Below are 15982 nucleotides of genomic sequence, written 5' to 3'. Positions count from 1 at the left end.
GCCGCCGTTCGTACCCACCTTCTCAGTGCGCCTGCGTAAGCAGGAGCCCAGAATCACAAGCGCCCCTCCTTCGCGACTCTCGGCTCCTGCTATCGCAGGAGCACCGCAGGTGACGAGCGAGAAAATAGGTGCCATAACCCTGCAAGACACCGCAGGAGAGTCGCCATGAAGCTCACCCTTTCCGTCGCCTTGCTCGCACTCGCCGCCCCGCTCGCCGCCCAAGCCCAGGCCGTCTCCCCCGCGGTCACCGCCGCGCTCGCCGATTCCGCCCGCCCGGCCGCCGACAAGGAGCGCGACGCCGCCCGCCATCCCGGCGAACTGCTCGCCTTCGCCGGCGTCAAGCCGGGCGACAAGGTGGCAGACTTCATCATGGGCGGCGGCTATTTCACTCGGATCCTCGCCAGGACCGTCGGCCCCAGAGGTCGCGTCTATGCCTATCAGCCCGCCGAGTTCATCCAGTACCGTGCGGCGTATGGCGACGAGCAGAAAGCCGCCGTCGCGGGGTTTGCCAACGTCACGCCGCTCAGCGATTCGCTCGGCACCGTGAAGTTCGCCGAGCCGCTCGACGCGATCGTCACGGTGCAGAACTGGCACGATCTCCACCTCAAAATGTCGCCCCCCGGCTTCGCCGCGGCGATGGCCAAGCGGCTCTACGATGCGCTCAAGCCGGGCGGCGTGCTGCTGGTGGTCGATCACGTCGCGGCCAACGATCCCGGCTTCACCGCGCCCGACAAGCTCCACCGCATCGATCCGGCGGCGGCGCGCGCGGAAATCCAGGCCGCGGGGTTCAAGTTCGACGGCAGCCTGCCGCTGCTCGCCAACGCCGCCGATCCGCACACCGCGATCGTGTTCGACCCGTCGATCCGCGGCAAGACCGACCAGTTCGTCTTCCGCTTCCGCAAGCCGCGCTGAGTTTGATCCAGTCACCTGATCCGATCCCCTGCGAAAGCAGGGGGACCAGGGTTACAAGCGGTGCGCTCTGGCCTCCGGGCCACTGCCTTCGCAGGGGAACTGGCTTGCTGCAACGCAAGTGGATCCAACTTTAAGCGGTCGCCGCCTTCTCGCCATCCAGCACCAGCCGCACCTTGGCGGCAAGCTGCGCGACGGTGAATGGCTTGGACAGCAACGCGACGCCGTCCGCTACCACGCCATCACTGACGATCCCGTCGCTCGGATAGCCGCTCATGTAGAGCAGCCTGATCTCGGGGCGCCGCGTCTCGACCTGCGCCGCCAGCTGCGTACCGTGCATCCCGGGCATCAGCACGTCGGTAAGCAACAGATCGACGCGCGGCTGGGTTTCGAGCAAGGTCAGGGCGGATTCCCCGCCAGGTGCCGACAGCACGATATAGCCGAGTTCGCGCAGTGCATCGACCGCGAGCTGGCGCACCTTGTCCTCATCGTCGACGACGAGGACGATCTCGCTCCCCTGCGCGCCGGGCAGCCGCGTTTCCGGTCCGGCGTGCCAGCTTTCGGTCGCGGCTACCTTGCCCTTGTGGCGCGGGAGATAGAGATTGATCGCAGTGCCCTTGCCGGGCTCGGATTCGATCGCGGCATGGCCGCCCGATTGCTTGGCGAATCCATAGACCTGGCTCAGCCCGAGCCCCGTGCCCTTGCCCATCGGCTTGGTGGTGAAGAAGGGCTCGAATGCCCGATCGCGCACGTCGGCGGGCATCCCACCGCCGCTGTCCCGCACGGTGATGCGGACATAGTCGCCGGGCGCCACGTCGGGATGCGCCGCCGCGTAAGCGCGATCGAGCGTTACGTTTGCCGTGCTGACGACCAGCCTGCCGCCATCGATCATCGCGTCGCGCGCATTGAGCGACAGATTGACCAGCGCGCTCTCGAGCTGGCCGACATCGGCACAGATCGGCCACAGCCCGCTCGCCGGATCGATCTGGAAATCGACCGTGCCGCCGATCGTCCGCCGCAGCAGTTCGGACAGACGGCGGATCAGCTGGCTGGCATCGAACGCGCTGGGCGCGAGCGGCTGGCGGCGCCCGAACGCGAGCAACTGCGAGGTAAGCTGGGCGGCACGCTGCGCGCCCGACATCGCAGTGTCGATATGCTCCTGCGCACGCTTGACGTCGTGCTGGATCCGGCGACGGGCCAGATCCAGCGAACCGATCACGATCGCCAGCATGTTGTTGAAGTCGTGTGCGATCCCCCCGGTCAGCTTGCCGATCGATTCCATCTTCTGCAGCTGGCGCAACTCGCCCTCCGCGGCTTCGCGGCTCGCCGCCTCTTCGTGCAGGCGCGCATTGGCGTTGAGCAACTGATCGCGCGCTGCCGAGACCTTGTTCGCGGTAGAAAGCGCCATCAAAGTGGAGCGCAGCGCAAACGCCATCACTGCCGCCGCGCACAGCAGCAACCAGCCCGACAGCAAGGTCGCCTGGCGATCCGCCGCTTTGCGCTGCACGCCGAACTGCCGCACCGCTTCGGCCTTCAAGGCGGCCACGATCGCGCGACAACGGTCGGTGATCGGCCGGTCGAGCACCATGCGCAGCGAGCGCCGGGCCTCCTCCGCCCGTCCCGCGCGCACCAACGCGACTCTTCCGTCGGTATAAGCCAGCCGCGAGCGCCAGCAGCGATCCAGCCGCCGCGCCGCCGCACTCTGCGCCGGATAGCCGGCAACCTGGCGCGTCAGCGCGGCAAGTTCGACATAGAGTTTGTCGCGTGCCTCGCCATAACGCCCGATGAAGCGCTCGTCGCCGGCGATCAGATAGCCGCTCTCGCCGAGCAGCGCCTCCTGCGCACGCGTGATCAGGCTGTTCAGCCGCTCCTGGACGCGCAGCGTCTCGACGACTGCGGCATCGGCGCGCTGGTCGGCGCGAAGCAGCAGGAAGGTGCCGGCAACCGCCGCGCAGATCAGAGCCAGCCCCAATAGCAGCGCGACGCGGTCTACCCTCAGGCGTTTCCGGATCATCGCATTCGCTTTGCCCAGCGCGGCAACAAGAGCAAATGAATTCGCCGCCGAATCAGATCAACGGCGAAGTTAAAGCCAACTACCGAAAATCCGGCGAGTTACGTAAACGTCAATATAACGACGGACACCGTTCCCGCGGCGGATGCATTCATTTCGATGCTTCGCGCTCGATCCTTCGCGCTTCGGCCTCGATTCGGTTCATCTCGGCTTCGACACGGGCCTTGACGTCGTGCGCCGCGCGATGCTCGTCGGACGCACGCTGCCAGGCGAGCAGGGCGGCAAGCACCGCCAGCACGAGCGAAATCCCGCCACCGATCCCGAGCCAGCGTATGGCGCCCTGTCCGTCACGGCGAGGGGGCTGCTTGTCAGGTTGTTGAGGAGCCATCGCCCGGCCTTAGCGAGTGATCCCGCAAGTTTGAAGCGCACTGTTCCCCGGCGAAGGCCGGGGCCCAGCCGCGATGCTGTTCGAGAGGACAGTCCAGCGCACCGGATTTGTCGAGCCTGGCCCCCTGCCTTTGCGGGGGGAACGGATCAGGCAAAAGGTCCGCAGTCTCAGTTGAGCCGGCCGAGCCCCGAAATGGTCTTGTCGACCAGCGCCTTGTCGGCCTGGGCGCCGTGCTTCTCGGCGATGATCGCCGCCGCCGCGCGAGTCGCCGCATCGGCCGCCTTGGCGCGGATTGCCTGGATCGCGGCGCGCTCGGCGGCGGCGATCTTGTCCTCGGCCATGCGCGCGCGACGGGCAGTCAGCTCGGTCGCATCGGCGTCGGCCTTGGCGAGCACTGCCTTGGCTTCCTCGCCGGCATGGGCGAGCATCGCCTGCGCCTGCGCCTCGGCACCGGCGATCTTGCGCGCATATTCGTCGCGCAGCGCTTCTGCTTCGGCACGAAGCGCCTTGGCTTCGTCGAGCCGGGTGCGGATCGCCGCGATCTGGTTGTCGAGTCCGCGCGTGATCAGCCCGGGCACCTTTTTCCAGACGAGGATCGCAATGAACACCGCCATCGCGATCGACACCCAGACGGTGGCGTCGAGCACCCCGAACAGCGACGGATCGGCATGCGCCTCGCTCGGCCCGCCATGCTCGATCGTCACTGCCTTGGTGCCCGTTTCGGGAACCGCCATGCCCTTGCCATGCTCGGCGGCGGTGAGGTTCTGCGCAACGGGATCGGTCGTCACGGGAGTTGCTGCCTCAGCCATTGAGCGCCGCCTTCACTGCATTCTGGGCCTCTGCGGCCGTGACTTCGGCGCCCGAGAAGCGCGCGACGATGTCGCGTGCCGCATCGGCCGCCACGGCCTCGATCTCGTCGCTCGCCGCAGCTGTCGCCGCGGCGATCTGCGCCTCGGCTGCCGCGATGCGCGCGTCGGTCTCGGCATGCGCCGCGGCGAGCCTTTGCGCGGCCGCGGCATTGCCCTGGGCACGCGCCTCCGCAATGCGCTTCTGGGCGCCTTCGCGTGCGGCATTTTCCTCAGCCCGCCAATTCTCTTCCGCCTGATCGGCAGCGGCACGCGCCGCCTCGGCAGCCGCGAGGTCGCCGGCGACCGACTGATCGCGCGCGTCGACCGTCGAGATCACCCTGGGCAGCATCATCTTGCCCACGACGAAGAAGACGAAGCCGAACGTCACCAGCAGCCAGAACAGCTGCGACGCGAAGGTTTCGGCGAGTTGGGAGATCTGAGGCATTGGGTTTCCGTGTCAGTCCTCCCCCGTTCGCCCTGAGCCTGTCGAAGGGCGCCTATCCGCAGGCATTTCGCCTGTGGGGCGCCCGGGCTTCGACAAGCTCGGCCCGAACGGGGTGGATCTAGTTACGCGACGAAGATCAGGATCATCGCGACGACGAACGCGAGCAGGCCGAGAAGCTCGGCAGCCGCGAAGCCGATGAACAGGCGGCCCTGCTGGCCGTCGGCCGCGCCCGGATTGCGCAGCGCGCCTTCGAGGAAGCTGCCGAACACGTTGCCCACACCGATGGCGGCCATGCCGGCGCCGATCGCCGCGAGACCCGCACCGATGAGCTTTGCTGCTTCTGCGTCCATTTCAAATCACTCCTGCGTGTATTCAGTTGATAACGTTACGGAAAAACTCAGTGCAGATGCTCGGCGTCGTTGATGTACAGCGACGTGAGCAAGGCAAAGACATAGGCCTGGATGCCGGCGACGAGGATCTCGAGCGCCGAGATGCCGACCATCAATGCGAAGCTGGGGATGCCGACGCCGAGGCCGGGGATGATCCCGGCATTGCCGGCGTTGATCACGAAGCCCGCGAGCACCTTGAGCAGGATATGCCCGGCGATCATCGCGACGAACAGTCGCAGGCCCAGGCTGAACGGGCGTACCATGAACGAGACGAACTCGATCGCCGGGATCAGCCAGATCAGCCACAAAGGCGTGCCGTGCGGCACGAACAGGCTGAAGAACTTGAGCCCGTGCTTCCAGAAGCCGACGATCAGCACGATCGAGAAGCTCAGGATCGCCAGCACGCCGGTGACGGTGAAGTGGCTGGTGAAGGTGAACGGGTGGATGCCGACCAGGCCCAAGGGCAGCAGCCCGAGCACGTTGGCGAACAGGATGAACATGAACAGCGAGAAGATATAAGGCAGATAGGCCCGCCCTTCCTTGCCGATATTCTGCGCCAGCATCGAATCGATGAAGCCGGTGAAATTCTCGACCAGCATCTGCCAGCGGCCGGGCACGACGGCACGCTTCATGCCGCCGAGCATGAATGCCCAGAGGACGAGGGCCGCGATGCACATCCACAGTGCCGAGTTCGTGAAGGCGATCTGGTGCCCGGCTATGTTGAAGCCGTCCCAGATCGTCTGCACCTCGAACTGGTGCATCGGGTCGATCTTGCCTGATTCAGCCGCCACGCGCGTTGATCCGTTTCATTAGCCAAAGCGCCCGAAGAGCTACTTCGAGCGCTGGTTCGAAATCCTGATGATGTTCCTGAACGCACTGCCTATTCCGAGGAACAGGAGCACGAGCAGGAGCCATGGGGAGGTTCCCAGCAGCCAATCGAGCGTACCGCCGATCACTGCCCCTCCAACCATGCTGCCGATCAGTTCGGCCAGCACGCGGTTCCCGAGGCGATAGCTGGCATCGCCCTTGGTATCCACGGCGCCGCTTCTGATCGCCTCTTCCGTCTTTGCTCGCCGCAATCGCGCGTCGAGCGCGTTCAGGCGGGCATCCTCGGGCAAGGGGTCCAGTCCGGGCTCGTTCTCGGCCAATTGCCTCTCCTATCAACCGTTTCCGGCAGGCCAGACGCATGTGCCGAGCGGCGAGCCCGCCAAGGCAGGGGCGCTTTAGGAAGGGCTCGGGTCCGAGTCAACACCAGCGCCCGAACCCGAGGGCTGCGCAGGCGCTTCCCAGCCGCGCGGCTTCTCGGCTAGATCGGGTGGCCGGCAACGGCAACGGGATTTCCAAGACACAAAGGAATGCGAATGGCCGCTTCAGTCCGAAATCCATCGGCAGCCAAGATTCTCGGCACCCTGATCGCCGTAATTGCCGGTTTTTTTCTAGGTAAACTGGCATGGAACAGCTTCGAGAACCGCCCCGGAAAGCTCGAGGCCGAGTTCGAAACCGCGGTGCAGAACGATCCGACCATGGGGCCGATGTTCCAGGCCTTTCGCCAGTATTTCCCGAACGACTATGCCGCGCTGAAAACCGAAATGGTCGCGCAACATCGTGCCGGTGCCACGCCCGCCTCGCTCAATCTGCTCGGCTTCAATCGGATGGCGGCATTCCGCAAGGCGCATGTCCGCGAGTTGGCGCTAGCGCCCTCTCCCGAGCTCCAGGCCTTTCAGAAGAGTCAGGCCGCGCTGATGAACGGGCTGGCCGCGGAATCGGACAAGATGTGTGCCCAATATACCTTCTCGGCGATCCAGCCCGGCAGCACGCCGTCGCCCAAGGTCCAGAAGCTGCTCGCGGATATCGGCGCGGTCCAGTTCCGCGCGATCGCGGCGGGCCAGAAAACCCCCGCGAAGCGCCAGGTCGACACGCTGGCGCCGGCCGACGGCGAGGCGCTGGTCACGCAGATGAAGCGCGCGGGCCTCGGCGACCGCCAGCTCGCCGCCTTTCTCGACGGGTCCGCGGCGCGCGCGCTCAGCGAGACCGATCAGTGCCGGACCGGCGTGATCCTCACCCAGGCGCTCGATCGACTCCCGGCAGAACAGGCGGAGCGGGTGCTCGCGGTGATGACCGCGCATTCGTGAGCCCCCCCGGAACCGATAAACTTCCGGCGGATCGACTTGCGCACGCGCTGATCTATACAGGCGGGATGGCGACCGAGCCCGACAACACCGGCCACCGCGCCCGCCTGCGCCAGCGCCTGTTCGAAGGCGGCCCCGATGCACTGCTCGATCACGAGCTCATCGAATATCTCCTCGCGCTCGCCATCCCCCGGCGCGACACCAAGCCGCTCGCCAAGGCGCTGCTAACCGAGTTCGGCGGCATCGCCGGGCTGCTGACCGCCGATGCCGAGGCGCTCGCCCGAATCCCCGGCATGGGCGAGACCAGCGTCGCTGCGCTCAAGGCCGCCCACGCAGCGGCGCTGCGCCTGCTCCGGGGCCAGGTCGCCGCGCGGCCGGTGCTTGCCAATTGGCAGGCCTTGCTCGATTATCTCCGCGCCGAGATGGCGCACCACGCGATCGAGCGCGTTCGCGTGCTCCATCTCAACGCGCGCAACATGCTGATCCGCGACGAATTGATGAACGAGGGCTCGCTCGACGAGGCCCCGGTCTATGTCCGCGAAGTCATCCGCCGCGCGATCGACCTCGGCTCGGCGGCGATCATCCTCGTCCACAACCACCCCTCGGGCGACCCCTCGCCCAGCCGCGCCGATATCGAGATCACCCGCCAGGTCGCCGAAGCCGGCAAGCGGCTCGGCATCGCGGTGCACGATCACATCATCCTCGGCGCGGAGGGCCATACCAGCCTGCGCGCACAGGGACTGATTTAGAGCCAGCACGAAAACGGCCGCCGGAGACAATCCGGCGGCCGTTCGGATGCGCCATGCGGTGCGCGACGAAACTTAGGGCTTGGGGGTCAGGAAAGTCGCCAGCTCGGCCTGGTTGACCGTCTTGTTCTTGTCAGTATCGGCGGCGGTGAAGGCCTGGCCGAGCCAGGTGTTCGCTTCCGGCGAGCCCGGCACGAAGCTCGGCTCGGACGCCTTGCGCAAATTGCCCACCCACGCGCCGAACTCGGCCTGGGTCAGGCTGCCATTGGCATCCTTGTCGTACGTGCCGAAGTCGCGAGTCACTGCCTGGGAAACTTGCTCGGGCGTCGCCGCCGGCTTGGCGGGCACCGGAGCCGCGGCCGGCTGGGCCGGTGCTGATGCGGGCGCCACCGTCGTGGCCGGCGCAGCTACGGGCTGGGCAGGCGCCGGCTGGTTCGGCGTGGGCTGTGCGGCCTCGGTCGCCGGCGCAGGCTCGGCGGCGGGCGCCTCGGCCGTTCCCGCGCCCTGCGTGCCCGGCGCGGCGTCGTCGGTCGTCGCGGGAGCTGGTGCCGTCGGCTGAGTCGATGCCGGCGCCTGCGGCTTGGTTTGCGTAGTTTCGGTCACGGGCTTGTCCTGCGCAAAGCACGGCGCAGCAATAAGCATGGACGTAGCAAGAAGAACTGTCTTCAGCATTGTTGTAGCTCCTGGTGTTCGCTCCTGCCGATCTACGCTGGTGGAGCGGATGAACTGTCCCTATTCACAAACATGAACCTATGAACTGAAGCCGTTGTTCCCCGGCATGAACGACCGGTGAACAGCTCATCTCTGGAATTTGACGTTTCGTCGCATTTCGTTTGCGCTGTGGCGCACTGGCAACGGCTCGTGCAGGATGGCATGATGATCGATCGCCGAACGCTGTTGCTGGGTATCGCCGCCGGACTGAGCGCGTGCGGCACACGGGCGCCCGCCGCGGCCGCCCCCCAGTCGCGCCTGCAATCGAGCGACCGGGCCGGCAAGCTGATCGCCGTCGCCCGCGCCCAGATCGGCACGACGCTGCGCTACGACCCGGCCTACACCGCCCTCGCCTTCCCGAACGGCGACGTGCCGCGCGCCAAGGGCGTGTGCACCGACGTGCTGATCCGCGCCTATCGCGACGCTTTCGGGGTCGACTTGCAGGCGCTGGTCCATGCCGACATGCGCAGGGCGTTCGCCGCCTATCCGAGGAAATGGGGCCTGAAGCGGCCCGATCCCAGCATCGATCATCGCCGCGTGCCCAACCTCGCCGTCTTCCTCGCGCGGATGGGAGCGCAATTGCCCATCCCCGCCGACGGCAAGGGCTGGCAGCCCGGCGACATCTTCACGTCGATCGTCGGCGGCGCTGCCACGCATATCGGCCTGGTCTCCGACGTGCCCGGCGCGCACGCGCCGAGGATCCTCCACAATATCGGCCGCGGCGCGCGCGAGGAGGATGCATTGCGCGACTGGCCGATCACCGGGCGCTTCCGCTGGAAAGTCTAGGGCGCGCTTGCTATCGGCGCGCCAAACTCCCGGCGAAAGGCATCCCATGGTTCCCCGTTACTCGCGGCCCGAAATGACGGCGATCTGGTCCCCCGAGACGCGTTTCGCGATCTGGTTCGAGATCGAGGCGCACGCCACCGAGGCGCTCGCCGAGCTGGGCGTAGTGCCCAAGTCCGCGGCCGAGGCCTTGTGGGACTGGTGGGCGACCAAGCCGGCGATCGACGTCGCCGCGATCGACGCGATCGAGGCAGTGACCAAGCACGACGTCATCGCCTTCCTTACCTGGGTCGCCGAGCAGGTCGGCGACGAAGCGCGCTTCATGCATCAGGGCATGACCAGCAGCGACGTGCTCGACACCTGCCTCGCGGTCCAGCTCGCCCGCGCCGCGGACATCCTGATCGCCGATCTCGATCAGTTGCTCGAGATCCTCAAGCGCCGCGCTTTTGAGCACAAGCTCACCCCGACGATCGGCCGCAGCCACGGCATCCATGCCGAGCCGGTCACCTTCGGGCTCAAGCTCGCCCAGGCCTATGCCGAGTTCAAGCGCAACCGGGAGCGCCTCGTCGCCGCGCGCGCGGACATCGCGACGTGCGCGATCTCGGGCGCGGTCGGCACCTTCGCCAATGTGGATCCGCGCGTCGAAGCGCATGTCGCCGCGAAGCTCGGCCTCGCGATCGAGCCGGTTTCCACGCAAGTCATCCCGCGCGATCGCCACGCGATGTTCTTCGCCACGCTCGGCGTGATCGCATCGTCGATCGAGCGTCTCGCCACCGAAATCCGCCACTTGCAGCGCACCGAAGTGCTCGAGGCCGAGGAATATTTCTCGCCCGGCCAGAAGGGCAGCAGCGCGATGCCGCACAAGCGCAACCCGGTGCTCACCGAAAACCTCACCGGCCTCGCCCGCATGGTCCGCAGCGCGACGATCCCCGCGATGGAGAATGTCGCGCTCTGGCACGAGCGCGACATCAGCCATTCGTCGGTCGAGCGCTATATCGGCCCCGACGCGACGATCACGCTGGATTTCGCCCTCGCTCGGCTCTCAGGGGTGATGGACAAATTGCTGGTCTACCCGGCACGGATGCAGAAGAATCTCGATCGGATGGGCGGCCTCGTCCACTCACAGCGCGTCCTGCTCGCGCTCACCCAGGCGGGGGTCAGCCGCGAGGACAGCTATCGCCTCGTCCAGCGCAACGCGATGAAGGTGTGGGAATCGGATGGCGAGCTCTCGCTGCTCGAATTGCTCAAGGCCGATCCCGAAGTCACCGCGGCGCTGTCGGTCGAGGAGCTCGAGGACAAGTTCGACCTCGGCTATCACTTCGCCCAGGTCGACACGATCTTCGAGCGCGTCTTCGCTTGAACCCAGTCCACCAGGCGCTCCGCACGGGCACCGCCGAGGCGCACGACCGCGTCGACGCCGCCTTCGCGGCGTTCGACCTGACCGACCGCGAGCGCTACGCCGCGTTCCTCCGCGCGCATGCCGAGGTGCTGCTGCCGCTCGAGGCGGCGCTTCCCGGCGAGCGGATCGTTGCGGATTGGGAAGACCGCAAGCGCGGGCACCTGTTACGCGAAGACCTCGCCTTCCTCCGCACCTCCCAACTTCGTCACCCCGGCGAAAGCCGGGGTCCAGAGTCACAAGCGATGCCCTCTACCAATCTGGATCCCGGCCTTCGCCGGGATGACGGCGAACGGGAAGAGTGGAACATCCCTGCCATCGCCGGCGCGCTCTACGTCCTCGAGGGTTCGCGCCTCGGCGGCCGCTTCCTCGCCCGCCAGCTGCCAAGCGGCTTCCCCCGGGCCTATCTTGATGCAAATCAACCGTCTGAAAATTGGCGAAATTTACTGGTCGGCTTCGAAACGATCCTGTATCAGCCTGCCCAGCTCCAGTCCGCCCTGATCGCCGCGCGCAATGTGTTCTCGGCCTTTGAACAATCGGCGAAGCGCTGGGCGAAAGGCTGAACTTGGCGGATAGCGATCAGTTCGAGGTCGACCTCACCAATTGCGATCGCGAACCGATTCACGAACTGGGGGCCATTCAGCCCTTCGGGTTCCTGCTCGCGCTGTCGACCGACTGGCTGGTCCGCCGCGCCTCGGCGAACATCGATCAGTTCTTAGGCATCGACGCCGGCGAGTTGCTCGGAGGCTCGGCGATCCCGTTGTTCGGCGAGCATGCCGTCCACACGCTGCGCAATCGGCTGGCGATGCTGCGCGGGCCGGATTCGGTCGAGCGCATGTTCGGCCTCACGCTTCCCAATGGCCGGCGGTTCGATTTCGCGCTCCACATGATCGGCGACCTGATCATCGTCGAGGGCGAGGACAGCAGCGACGAAGTCGCAACGGATGCCGGCTCGGCGATCCGCGCGATGATGGCGCGCCTCGACGCCACCGACGACGGCACAAGCTTCTACCGCGAAGGCGCCCGGCAGGTCCGCGCGCTGACCGGCTTCGATCGGGTGATGGTCTATCGCTTCGATCGCGACGGCTCGGGCGAAGTCGTCGCCGAGGCCGCGCGTGCGGGCATCGGCAGCTTCCTCGACCTGCGCTATCCCGCCTCGGACATCCCGCAACAGGCGCGCAAGCTCTATGTCCGCACGCCGTTCCGCATCATCGCCGATATCGACGCCGATCCGGTGCCGATCCTGCCACGGCTCGACGAGCGCGGCGCGGCGATCGACCTGTCGCTGTCGGTGCTGCGCTCGGTCTCGCCGATCCATATCGAATATCTCAGGAACATGGGCGTCGGCGCGTCGCTGTCGATCTCGATCATCGTCGAGGGGCAATTATGGGGGCTGTTCGCCTGCCACCATTACAGCGCCCGCCGCCCGAGCTTCGAGCGGCGCTCGATCGCCGAACTGTTCGGCCAGATGTTCGCACTCAAGCTCGAAAGCCGCGAGCGGCGCGAGCTCCAGGCCTATGAGACGCGCGCCCGCGCGAGCAGCGACCGGCTACTCGCCGCGATAGCCGGCGACGCGACTCTGCTCGACAATCCCGACTGGCTGGGCGCGATGCTGCGCGAGACCGTGCCGTGCGACGGCATCGCGATCTGGATCGACGGCAAATGCTCCCAGAGCGGGCTGACGCCGCCGCCCGACGCGCTTCCCGCGCTCGTCCGCCGGCTCAACGCGATGGCGGCCGGACGCATCTTCGCGACCGACCGGATCGCCGACACCCTCGCCTCGGCCGAGGCCTATGGCGATATCGCTGCCGGCATGCTCGCCATTCCGATCTCGCGTAGCCCGCGCGACTACGTCCTGCTGTTCCGCCAGGAAAGGGTGCGCACGGTCAAATGGGGCGGCGATCCGCATAAGCCCGCCCAGCTCGGTCCCAATGGCGCGCGCCTCACGCCGCGCAAGAGCTTCGAATTGTGGAGCCAGGAAGTCCGCGGCCGCGCTACTCCGTTTTCGGCCTCCGAAATCCGCGTCGGCGAAATGCTGCGCGTCTCGATGATCGAAGTCGTGCTGCGCTTTTCGGACGATGCGCAGGAGGAGCGCCGTCGCTTCTCCGAGCGCCAGGAACTGCTCATCGCCGAGCTCAACCACCGCGTCCGCAACATCCTCAGCCTGATCCGCGGGCTCGTCCGCCAGTCGCTCGATCCGCAGGCCGACACGCGCAGCACCGTCGCGCTGCTCGAAGGCCGCATCGAGAGCCTCGCCCGCGCGCACGATCAGATCACCCAGGACAATTGGAGCGCCGCCCCGCTGCGCCGCCTGATCGAGACCGAAGCCGCGGCCTATCTCGGCGGCAAGAGCCAGCGCCTCGTTTGTGACGGCCCTGCCGTCCTGCTGCATCCCAATGCCTTCTCGACGCTGGCATTGGTGTTCCACGAGCTGATGACCAACTCGGCCAAATACGGCGCGCTGTCGGACAGCGGCACCGTCCACGTCGAATGGCAGCTCGACGACGAAGGCGATCTGACCATCGAGTGGCGCGAGCGCGGCGGCCCGGCGGTCAAGGCGCCCACCCGCCAGGGCTTCGGCACCACGATCATCCAGCGCTCGATCCCCTATGATCTCGGCGGCAAGGCCGAAGTCCGCTACGCGTTGACCGGGCTCCAGGCCGATTTCTGCATCCCCGCCCGCCATGTCGCCGCCGACGATCCCGCGCGCGTGCCGGCCGCTCCGGTCAGCATCGCCAGCGACGGCGATGTCCGCCGCGACGTGCTGGCGGGCACGGCATTGCTCGTCGAGGACAGCCTGATCATCGCGATGGATGCCGAGGACATCCTCACGCGTCTCGGCGCCGCGCGCGTCGTCACCGCGGCCAGCATCCGCCAGGCGCAGCAGGAGATCGATCGCGACACCTTCGAGATCGCCGTGCTCGACGTCAATCTCGGCAACGAAACCAGCCTGTCGATCGCCGATGCGCTGCGCGGCAAAGGCGTGCCCTACATCTTCGCCACCGGCTATGGCGAGCAGCTCCGCCTGCCCGCTGAGCACGAAGGCGCGCAAGTGATCCAGAAGCCCTACACGCTTGCCAGCCTCGGCCACGCGCTCGAGCAGGCGCTGCGCGCGCGCTGACTTTCGCGGACGCGCATTTTGGAGTATCCTGTCCCCGGGCAACAGGGGAACAGCCGTGGCAATCGGAGCACCGGTAGGCAGAGGCGCGACCAACGCACTCGCCGACGTCATCGTCATCCAGCATCTGCTCAACGACTGGCTCGCCGATACCCGCCAGACACTGCTGCCGACCACCGGCAATTGCGGGCCGCTCACCATCGCCGCGATCGAAGCCTTCCAGACCCGCGTCCTCGGCGCGACCAATCCCGATGCCCGCATCGATCCCGGCGGCCGGACCTGGAACGCGCTGTCGACTCGCGCAGCCGGCGCCCCCGCTCCCACCGCGGCACTTAGCGGGGGAACATGGTGGCACGCCAACCAGGCCAATTTCCCCAACAGCGCCGCGATCGGCGATCTCGTCCCCGCCTTTCGCGACGCCGTCACTGCCTTTGTCGGAGCGCTCAAGGCGGCGGGCGCCACCGTCAAGGTCTCGGCCACCCGGCGCAACCGCACCCGCGCGCAGCTGATGCACTATAGCTGGCGCATCGCGCACGGCTCGATCGCGCCCAAGGATGTGCCAGCTATTCCCGGCTGCGCGATCGCCTGGGATCACGGCAATCTCGCGGCCTCGAAACAGGGCGCGCAGGAGATGGTCGACTTGTTCGGCATCGCCTTCCAGCCTTCGCTCACCTCGCGCCACATCGAAGGCCGCGCGATCGACATGACGATCGGCTGGGCCGGCACGATCCAGCTCTCCGACAAGACAGGCCGGGTCCGCCCGATCGGCGCCCCGCGCGCGGGCGACACCAATCGGGACCTCCACGCGATCGGCGCCACCTACGGCGTGATCAAACTCGCCTCCGACCCGCCCCACTGGAGCGACGACGGGCATTAACCTTCCCTCTCCCCGTCGGGAGAGGGTTGCGCAGACTTGGGTCCGCTTTCTTCAGCGGGCCCTAGTCGGAGCTGGGTGAGGGGATCACCCTCTCGATAGCAGGAAACCCTCACCTAGCTCCGCTAGGCGGCAAGCCGTCAAGCTGCGCTACCTCTCCCACAGGGAGAGGAACCGAATTGCGGGACAGCCTACCCCCCGAGCAAGATCCGCCCGCGCAGATCGGGCAACGCGAACGCTTGCGCGCTCCCGCCATAAGTCGTGCCCAGCACCGCGAACAAAGCCGGATATTGCCCGGCATCGAGCAGCGACCCGTCGCACGGCGCCCAGCCTGGCGGGGCCGCGGGCCCCGCATAGGCAACGACTTGCCCTAGCCAGCTCCCGAACTGGGGAAACGCACCATCGCCGCTCGCGGGTGGCGCCTCGCCACCGACATTGATCAGGTAATTCAGCCCCACCGCGGGCACCGGTTCGCCGACGCGCCCGCCCAGCGCAACCGGCGGCAATCCCGGTCCGTGCCCGGCGCCGATCGCGGCGAAGCCGTCCAGATCGGGCAAGTTGAACGCTACCGGATTGCCGCCGAAGGTCTGCCCGATCAATTGATAGAGCGGCACATTGGCCGAGATCGGCAGCATCGTTCCATCGGCGGCCGACCACCCCACCGGCGCATAATTGCCGCCGAACGCGACGATCATGCCCAGCAGCGGCGCACCGCTCGCCGCCTCGGTCGCGATCAGATAGGTCAGCGCCAGCGTCTGCGGCTGCTCGAGCCCCAGCTGCAGGCCGCCCACCGGCGTGCGTCCGGTGAGGTTGGGCAGCGCCAGCTGAATGCCGTCGCCGCCATAGGTCAGTCCGATCACGGCCATCAGCGGCTGGTTGCTCGCCACCGGCAACAGCCGCCCGTCGGCCGGCGGCGCGCCGTACGCGCCGCTGCGCCCCGCGAAGCTCTGGATCATCCCGAGCGTAAAACCGGCCGAAGCCGCGCCGCCCGCGTGCGGCGGAAATTCGCCCGCTATCGCCATCAGCTGCGGCATTGCGAGCGTCGGGCCCACCGGCGGTGGCGGGGCGGGCGGTGGCGACGGGGGAGTCGGGGGCGGCGTAGGCCCCGGCTTGCCAGGTTCGGCCACGGGCGGAACAGGTATCGCGCGCTCGCCCCCATCGGGAGGTTCATTCCAATTGCCGGAGCCGAATATACGGAACAGGCGCGAGAGCGCCTTGATGAGCCGTGCGAGCAT

General features: G+C 67.2%; 17 protein-coding genes. 8 read left to right on the top strand and 9 right to left on the bottom strand.

Annotated elements, in window-relative coordinates; all coding sequences use genetic code 11:
* Window positions 1-165: 165 nt before the first annotated feature.
* A complete protein-coding gene (locus E5A73_RS17030; protein WP_135965055.1) occupies window positions 166-912 on the top strand; it encodes a class I SAM-dependent methyltransferase in 747 nt (248 codons plus the stop codon).
* A gap of 130 nt (window positions 913-1042) precedes the next feature.
* On the opposite strand, the gene E5A73_RS17025 is transcribed toward E5A73_RS17030, so the two are convergent.
* The 7 genes from E5A73_RS17025 to E5A73_RS16995 form a co-directional block, all read right to left on the bottom strand.
* On the bottom strand, window positions 1043-2923 hold the full coding sequence (locus E5A73_RS17025) for a response regulator (protein WP_135965054.1): 1881 nt from the start codon (window positions 2921-2923) through the stop codon (window positions 1043-1045).
* A 148-nt stretch (window positions 2924-3071) separates the two neighbouring features.
* Window positions 3072-3308 carry a hypothetical protein gene (locus E5A73_RS17020; protein ID WP_135965053.1) on the bottom strand — a complete coding sequence of 79 codons (237 nt, stop codon included), beginning with the start codon at window positions 3306-3308 and terminating at the stop codon, window positions 3072-3074.
* Window positions 3309-3475: 167 nt separating this feature from the next.
* Window positions 3476-4117, bottom strand: coding sequence for a F0F1 ATP synthase subunit B family protein (locus E5A73_RS17015; RefSeq protein ID WP_420822586.1), 642 nt, complete (start codon window positions 4115-4117; stop codon window positions 3476-3478).
* Window positions 4110-4601, bottom strand: a complete 492-nt coding sequence (locus E5A73_RS17010) for a F0F1 ATP synthase subunit B family protein (protein WP_135965052.1) — start codon at window positions 4599-4601, stop codon at window positions 4110-4112. The genes E5A73_RS17015 and E5A73_RS17010 overlap by 8 nt, the downstream gene beginning before the upstream one ends.
* Before the next feature lie 122 nt (window positions 4602-4723).
* On the bottom strand, window positions 4724-4951 hold the full coding sequence (locus E5A73_RS17005; RefSeq protein WP_044330387.1) for a F0F1 ATP synthase subunit C: 228 nt from the start codon (window positions 4949-4951) through the stop codon (window positions 4724-4726).
* A 47-nt stretch (window positions 4952-4998) separates the two neighbouring features.
* Window positions 4999-5781, bottom strand: coding sequence for a F0F1 ATP synthase subunit A (locus E5A73_RS17000; protein WP_240700235.1), 783 nt, complete (start codon window positions 5779-5781; stop codon window positions 4999-5001).
* 39 nt (window positions 5782-5820) lie between these two features.
* Window positions 5821-6138 carry an AtpZ/AtpI family protein gene (locus tag E5A73_RS16995; protein WP_135965051.1) on the bottom strand — a complete coding sequence of 106 codons (318 nt, stop codon included), beginning with the start codon at window positions 6136-6138 and terminating at the stop codon, window positions 5821-5823.
* A 213-nt stretch (window positions 6139-6351) separates the two neighbouring features.
* Between E5A73_RS16995 and E5A73_RS16990 the strand changes: the two genes are divergently transcribed.
* Both E5A73_RS16990 and radC read left to right on the top strand, forming a co-directional pair.
* Window positions 6352-7122, top strand: coding sequence for a hypothetical protein (locus E5A73_RS16990; RefSeq protein WP_135965050.1), 771 nt, complete (start codon window positions 6352-6354; stop codon window positions 7120-7122).
* A gap of 65 nt (window positions 7123-7187) precedes the next feature.
* A complete protein-coding gene (gene radC, locus E5A73_RS16985; protein WP_135965049.1) occupies window positions 7188-7868 on the top strand; it encodes a RadC family protein in 681 nt (226 codons plus the stop codon).
* Between the two features lie 72 nt (window positions 7869-7940).
* Here the strand turns inward: radC and E5A73_RS21930 are convergent, their stop codons facing one another.
* Window positions 7941-8468: an EF-hand domain-containing protein gene (locus E5A73_RS21930; protein WP_135965048.1), complete on the bottom strand. Its 528-nt coding sequence runs from the start codon at window positions 8466-8468 to the stop codon at window positions 7941-7943.
* 273 nt (window positions 8469-8741) lie between these two features.
* Between E5A73_RS21930 and E5A73_RS16975 the strand changes: the two genes are divergently transcribed.
* From E5A73_RS16975 to E5A73_RS21625, 5 genes are read left to right on the top strand one after another with little or no spacing between them, the layout of a single operon-like run.
* Window positions 8742-9362: a DUF1287 domain-containing protein gene (locus tag E5A73_RS16975; RefSeq protein WP_206366528.1), complete on the top strand. Its 621-nt coding sequence runs from the start codon at window positions 8742-8744 to the stop codon at window positions 9360-9362.
* Between the two features lie 46 nt (window positions 9363-9408).
* A complete protein-coding gene (purB, locus tag E5A73_RS16970) occupies window positions 9409-10719 on the top strand; it encodes an adenylosuccinate lyase (RefSeq protein ID WP_135965046.1) in 1311 nt (436 codons plus the stop codon).
* The gene (locus tag E5A73_RS16965) at window positions 10716-11318 is read left to right on the top strand and encodes a biliverdin-producing heme oxygenase (RefSeq protein ID WP_135965045.1); all 603 of its coding nucleotides are present in this window, start codon (window positions 10716-10718) and stop codon (window positions 11316-11318) included. The genes purB and E5A73_RS16965 overlap by 4 nt, the downstream gene beginning before the upstream one ends.
* Window positions 11319-11320: 2 nt before the next feature.
* The gene (locus tag E5A73_RS16960) at window positions 11321-13876 is read left to right on the top strand and encodes an HWE histidine kinase domain-containing protein (protein WP_135965044.1); all 2556 of its coding nucleotides are present in this window, start codon (window positions 11321-11323) and stop codon (window positions 13874-13876) included.
* Between the two features lie 55 nt (window positions 13877-13931).
* A complete protein-coding gene (locus E5A73_RS21625; RefSeq protein WP_206366527.1) occupies window positions 13932-14750 on the top strand; it encodes a hypothetical protein in 819 nt (272 codons plus the stop codon).
* Between the two features lie 188 nt (window positions 14751-14938).
* Here the strand turns inward: E5A73_RS21625 and E5A73_RS16950 are convergent, their stop codons facing one another.
* Complete coding sequence (locus E5A73_RS16950) at window positions 14939-15982, bottom strand: tail fiber protein (RefSeq protein WP_135965043.1); 1044 nt, start codon at window positions 15980-15982, stop codon at window positions 14939-14941.

Source organism: Sphingomonas gei (genome assembly GCF_004792685.1).
Classification (GTDB): domain Bacteria; phylum Pseudomonadota; class Alphaproteobacteria; order Sphingomonadales; family Sphingomonadaceae; genus Sphingomonas; species Sphingomonas gei.
Note: the sequence above shows the minus strand (reverse complement) of the source record. Positions and strands in the feature narration are given on the sequence as shown.

What these genes read in the sequence shown, in the direction of transcription:
- E5A73_RS17030 (WP_135965055.1), top strand. Translation starts at nt 166, where the DNA reads ATGAAGCTCACCCTTTCCGTCGCCTTGCTCGCACTCGCCGCCCCGCTC.
- E5A73_RS16950 (WP_135965043.1), bottom strand. Translation starts at nt 15,982, where the DNA reads ATGCTCGCACGGCTCATCAAGGCGCTCTCGCGCCTGTTCCGTATATTC.
- E5A73_RS16975 (WP_206366528.1), top strand. Translation starts at nt 8,742, where the DNA reads ATGATCGATCGCCGAACGCTGTTGCTGGGTATCGCCGCCGGACTGAGC.
- E5A73_RS17025 (WP_135965054.1), bottom strand. Translation starts at nt 2,923, where the DNA reads ATGATCCGGAAACGCCTGAGGGTAGACCGCGTCGCGCTGCTATTGGGG.
- E5A73_RS16990 (WP_135965050.1), top strand. Translation starts at nt 6,352, where the DNA reads ATGGCCGCTTCAGTCCGAAATCCATCGGCAGCCAAGATTCTCGGCACC.
- purB (WP_135965046.1), top strand. Translation starts at nt 9,409, where the DNA reads ATGGTTCCCCGTTACTCGCGGCCCGAAATGACGGCGATCTGGTCCCCC.
- radC (WP_135965049.1), top strand. Translation starts at nt 7,188, where the DNA reads ATGGCGACCGAGCCCGACAACACCGGCCACCGCGCCCGCCTGCGCCAG.
- E5A73_RS17020 (WP_135965053.1), bottom strand. Translation starts at nt 3,308, where the DNA reads ATGGCTCCTCAACAACCTGACAAGCAGCCCCCTCGCCGTGACGGACAG.
- E5A73_RS17010 (WP_135965052.1), bottom strand. Translation starts at nt 4,601, where the DNA reads ATGCCTCAGATCTCCCAACTCGCCGAAACCTTCGCGTCGCAGCTGTTC.
- E5A73_RS17015 (WP_420822586.1), bottom strand. Translation starts at nt 4,117, where the DNA reads ATGGCTGAGGCAGCAACTCCCGTGACGACCGATCCCGTTGCGCAGAAC.
- E5A73_RS17005 (WP_044330387.1), bottom strand. Translation starts at nt 4,951, where the DNA reads ATGGACGCAGAAGCAGCAAAGCTCATCGGTGCGGGTCTCGCGGCGATC.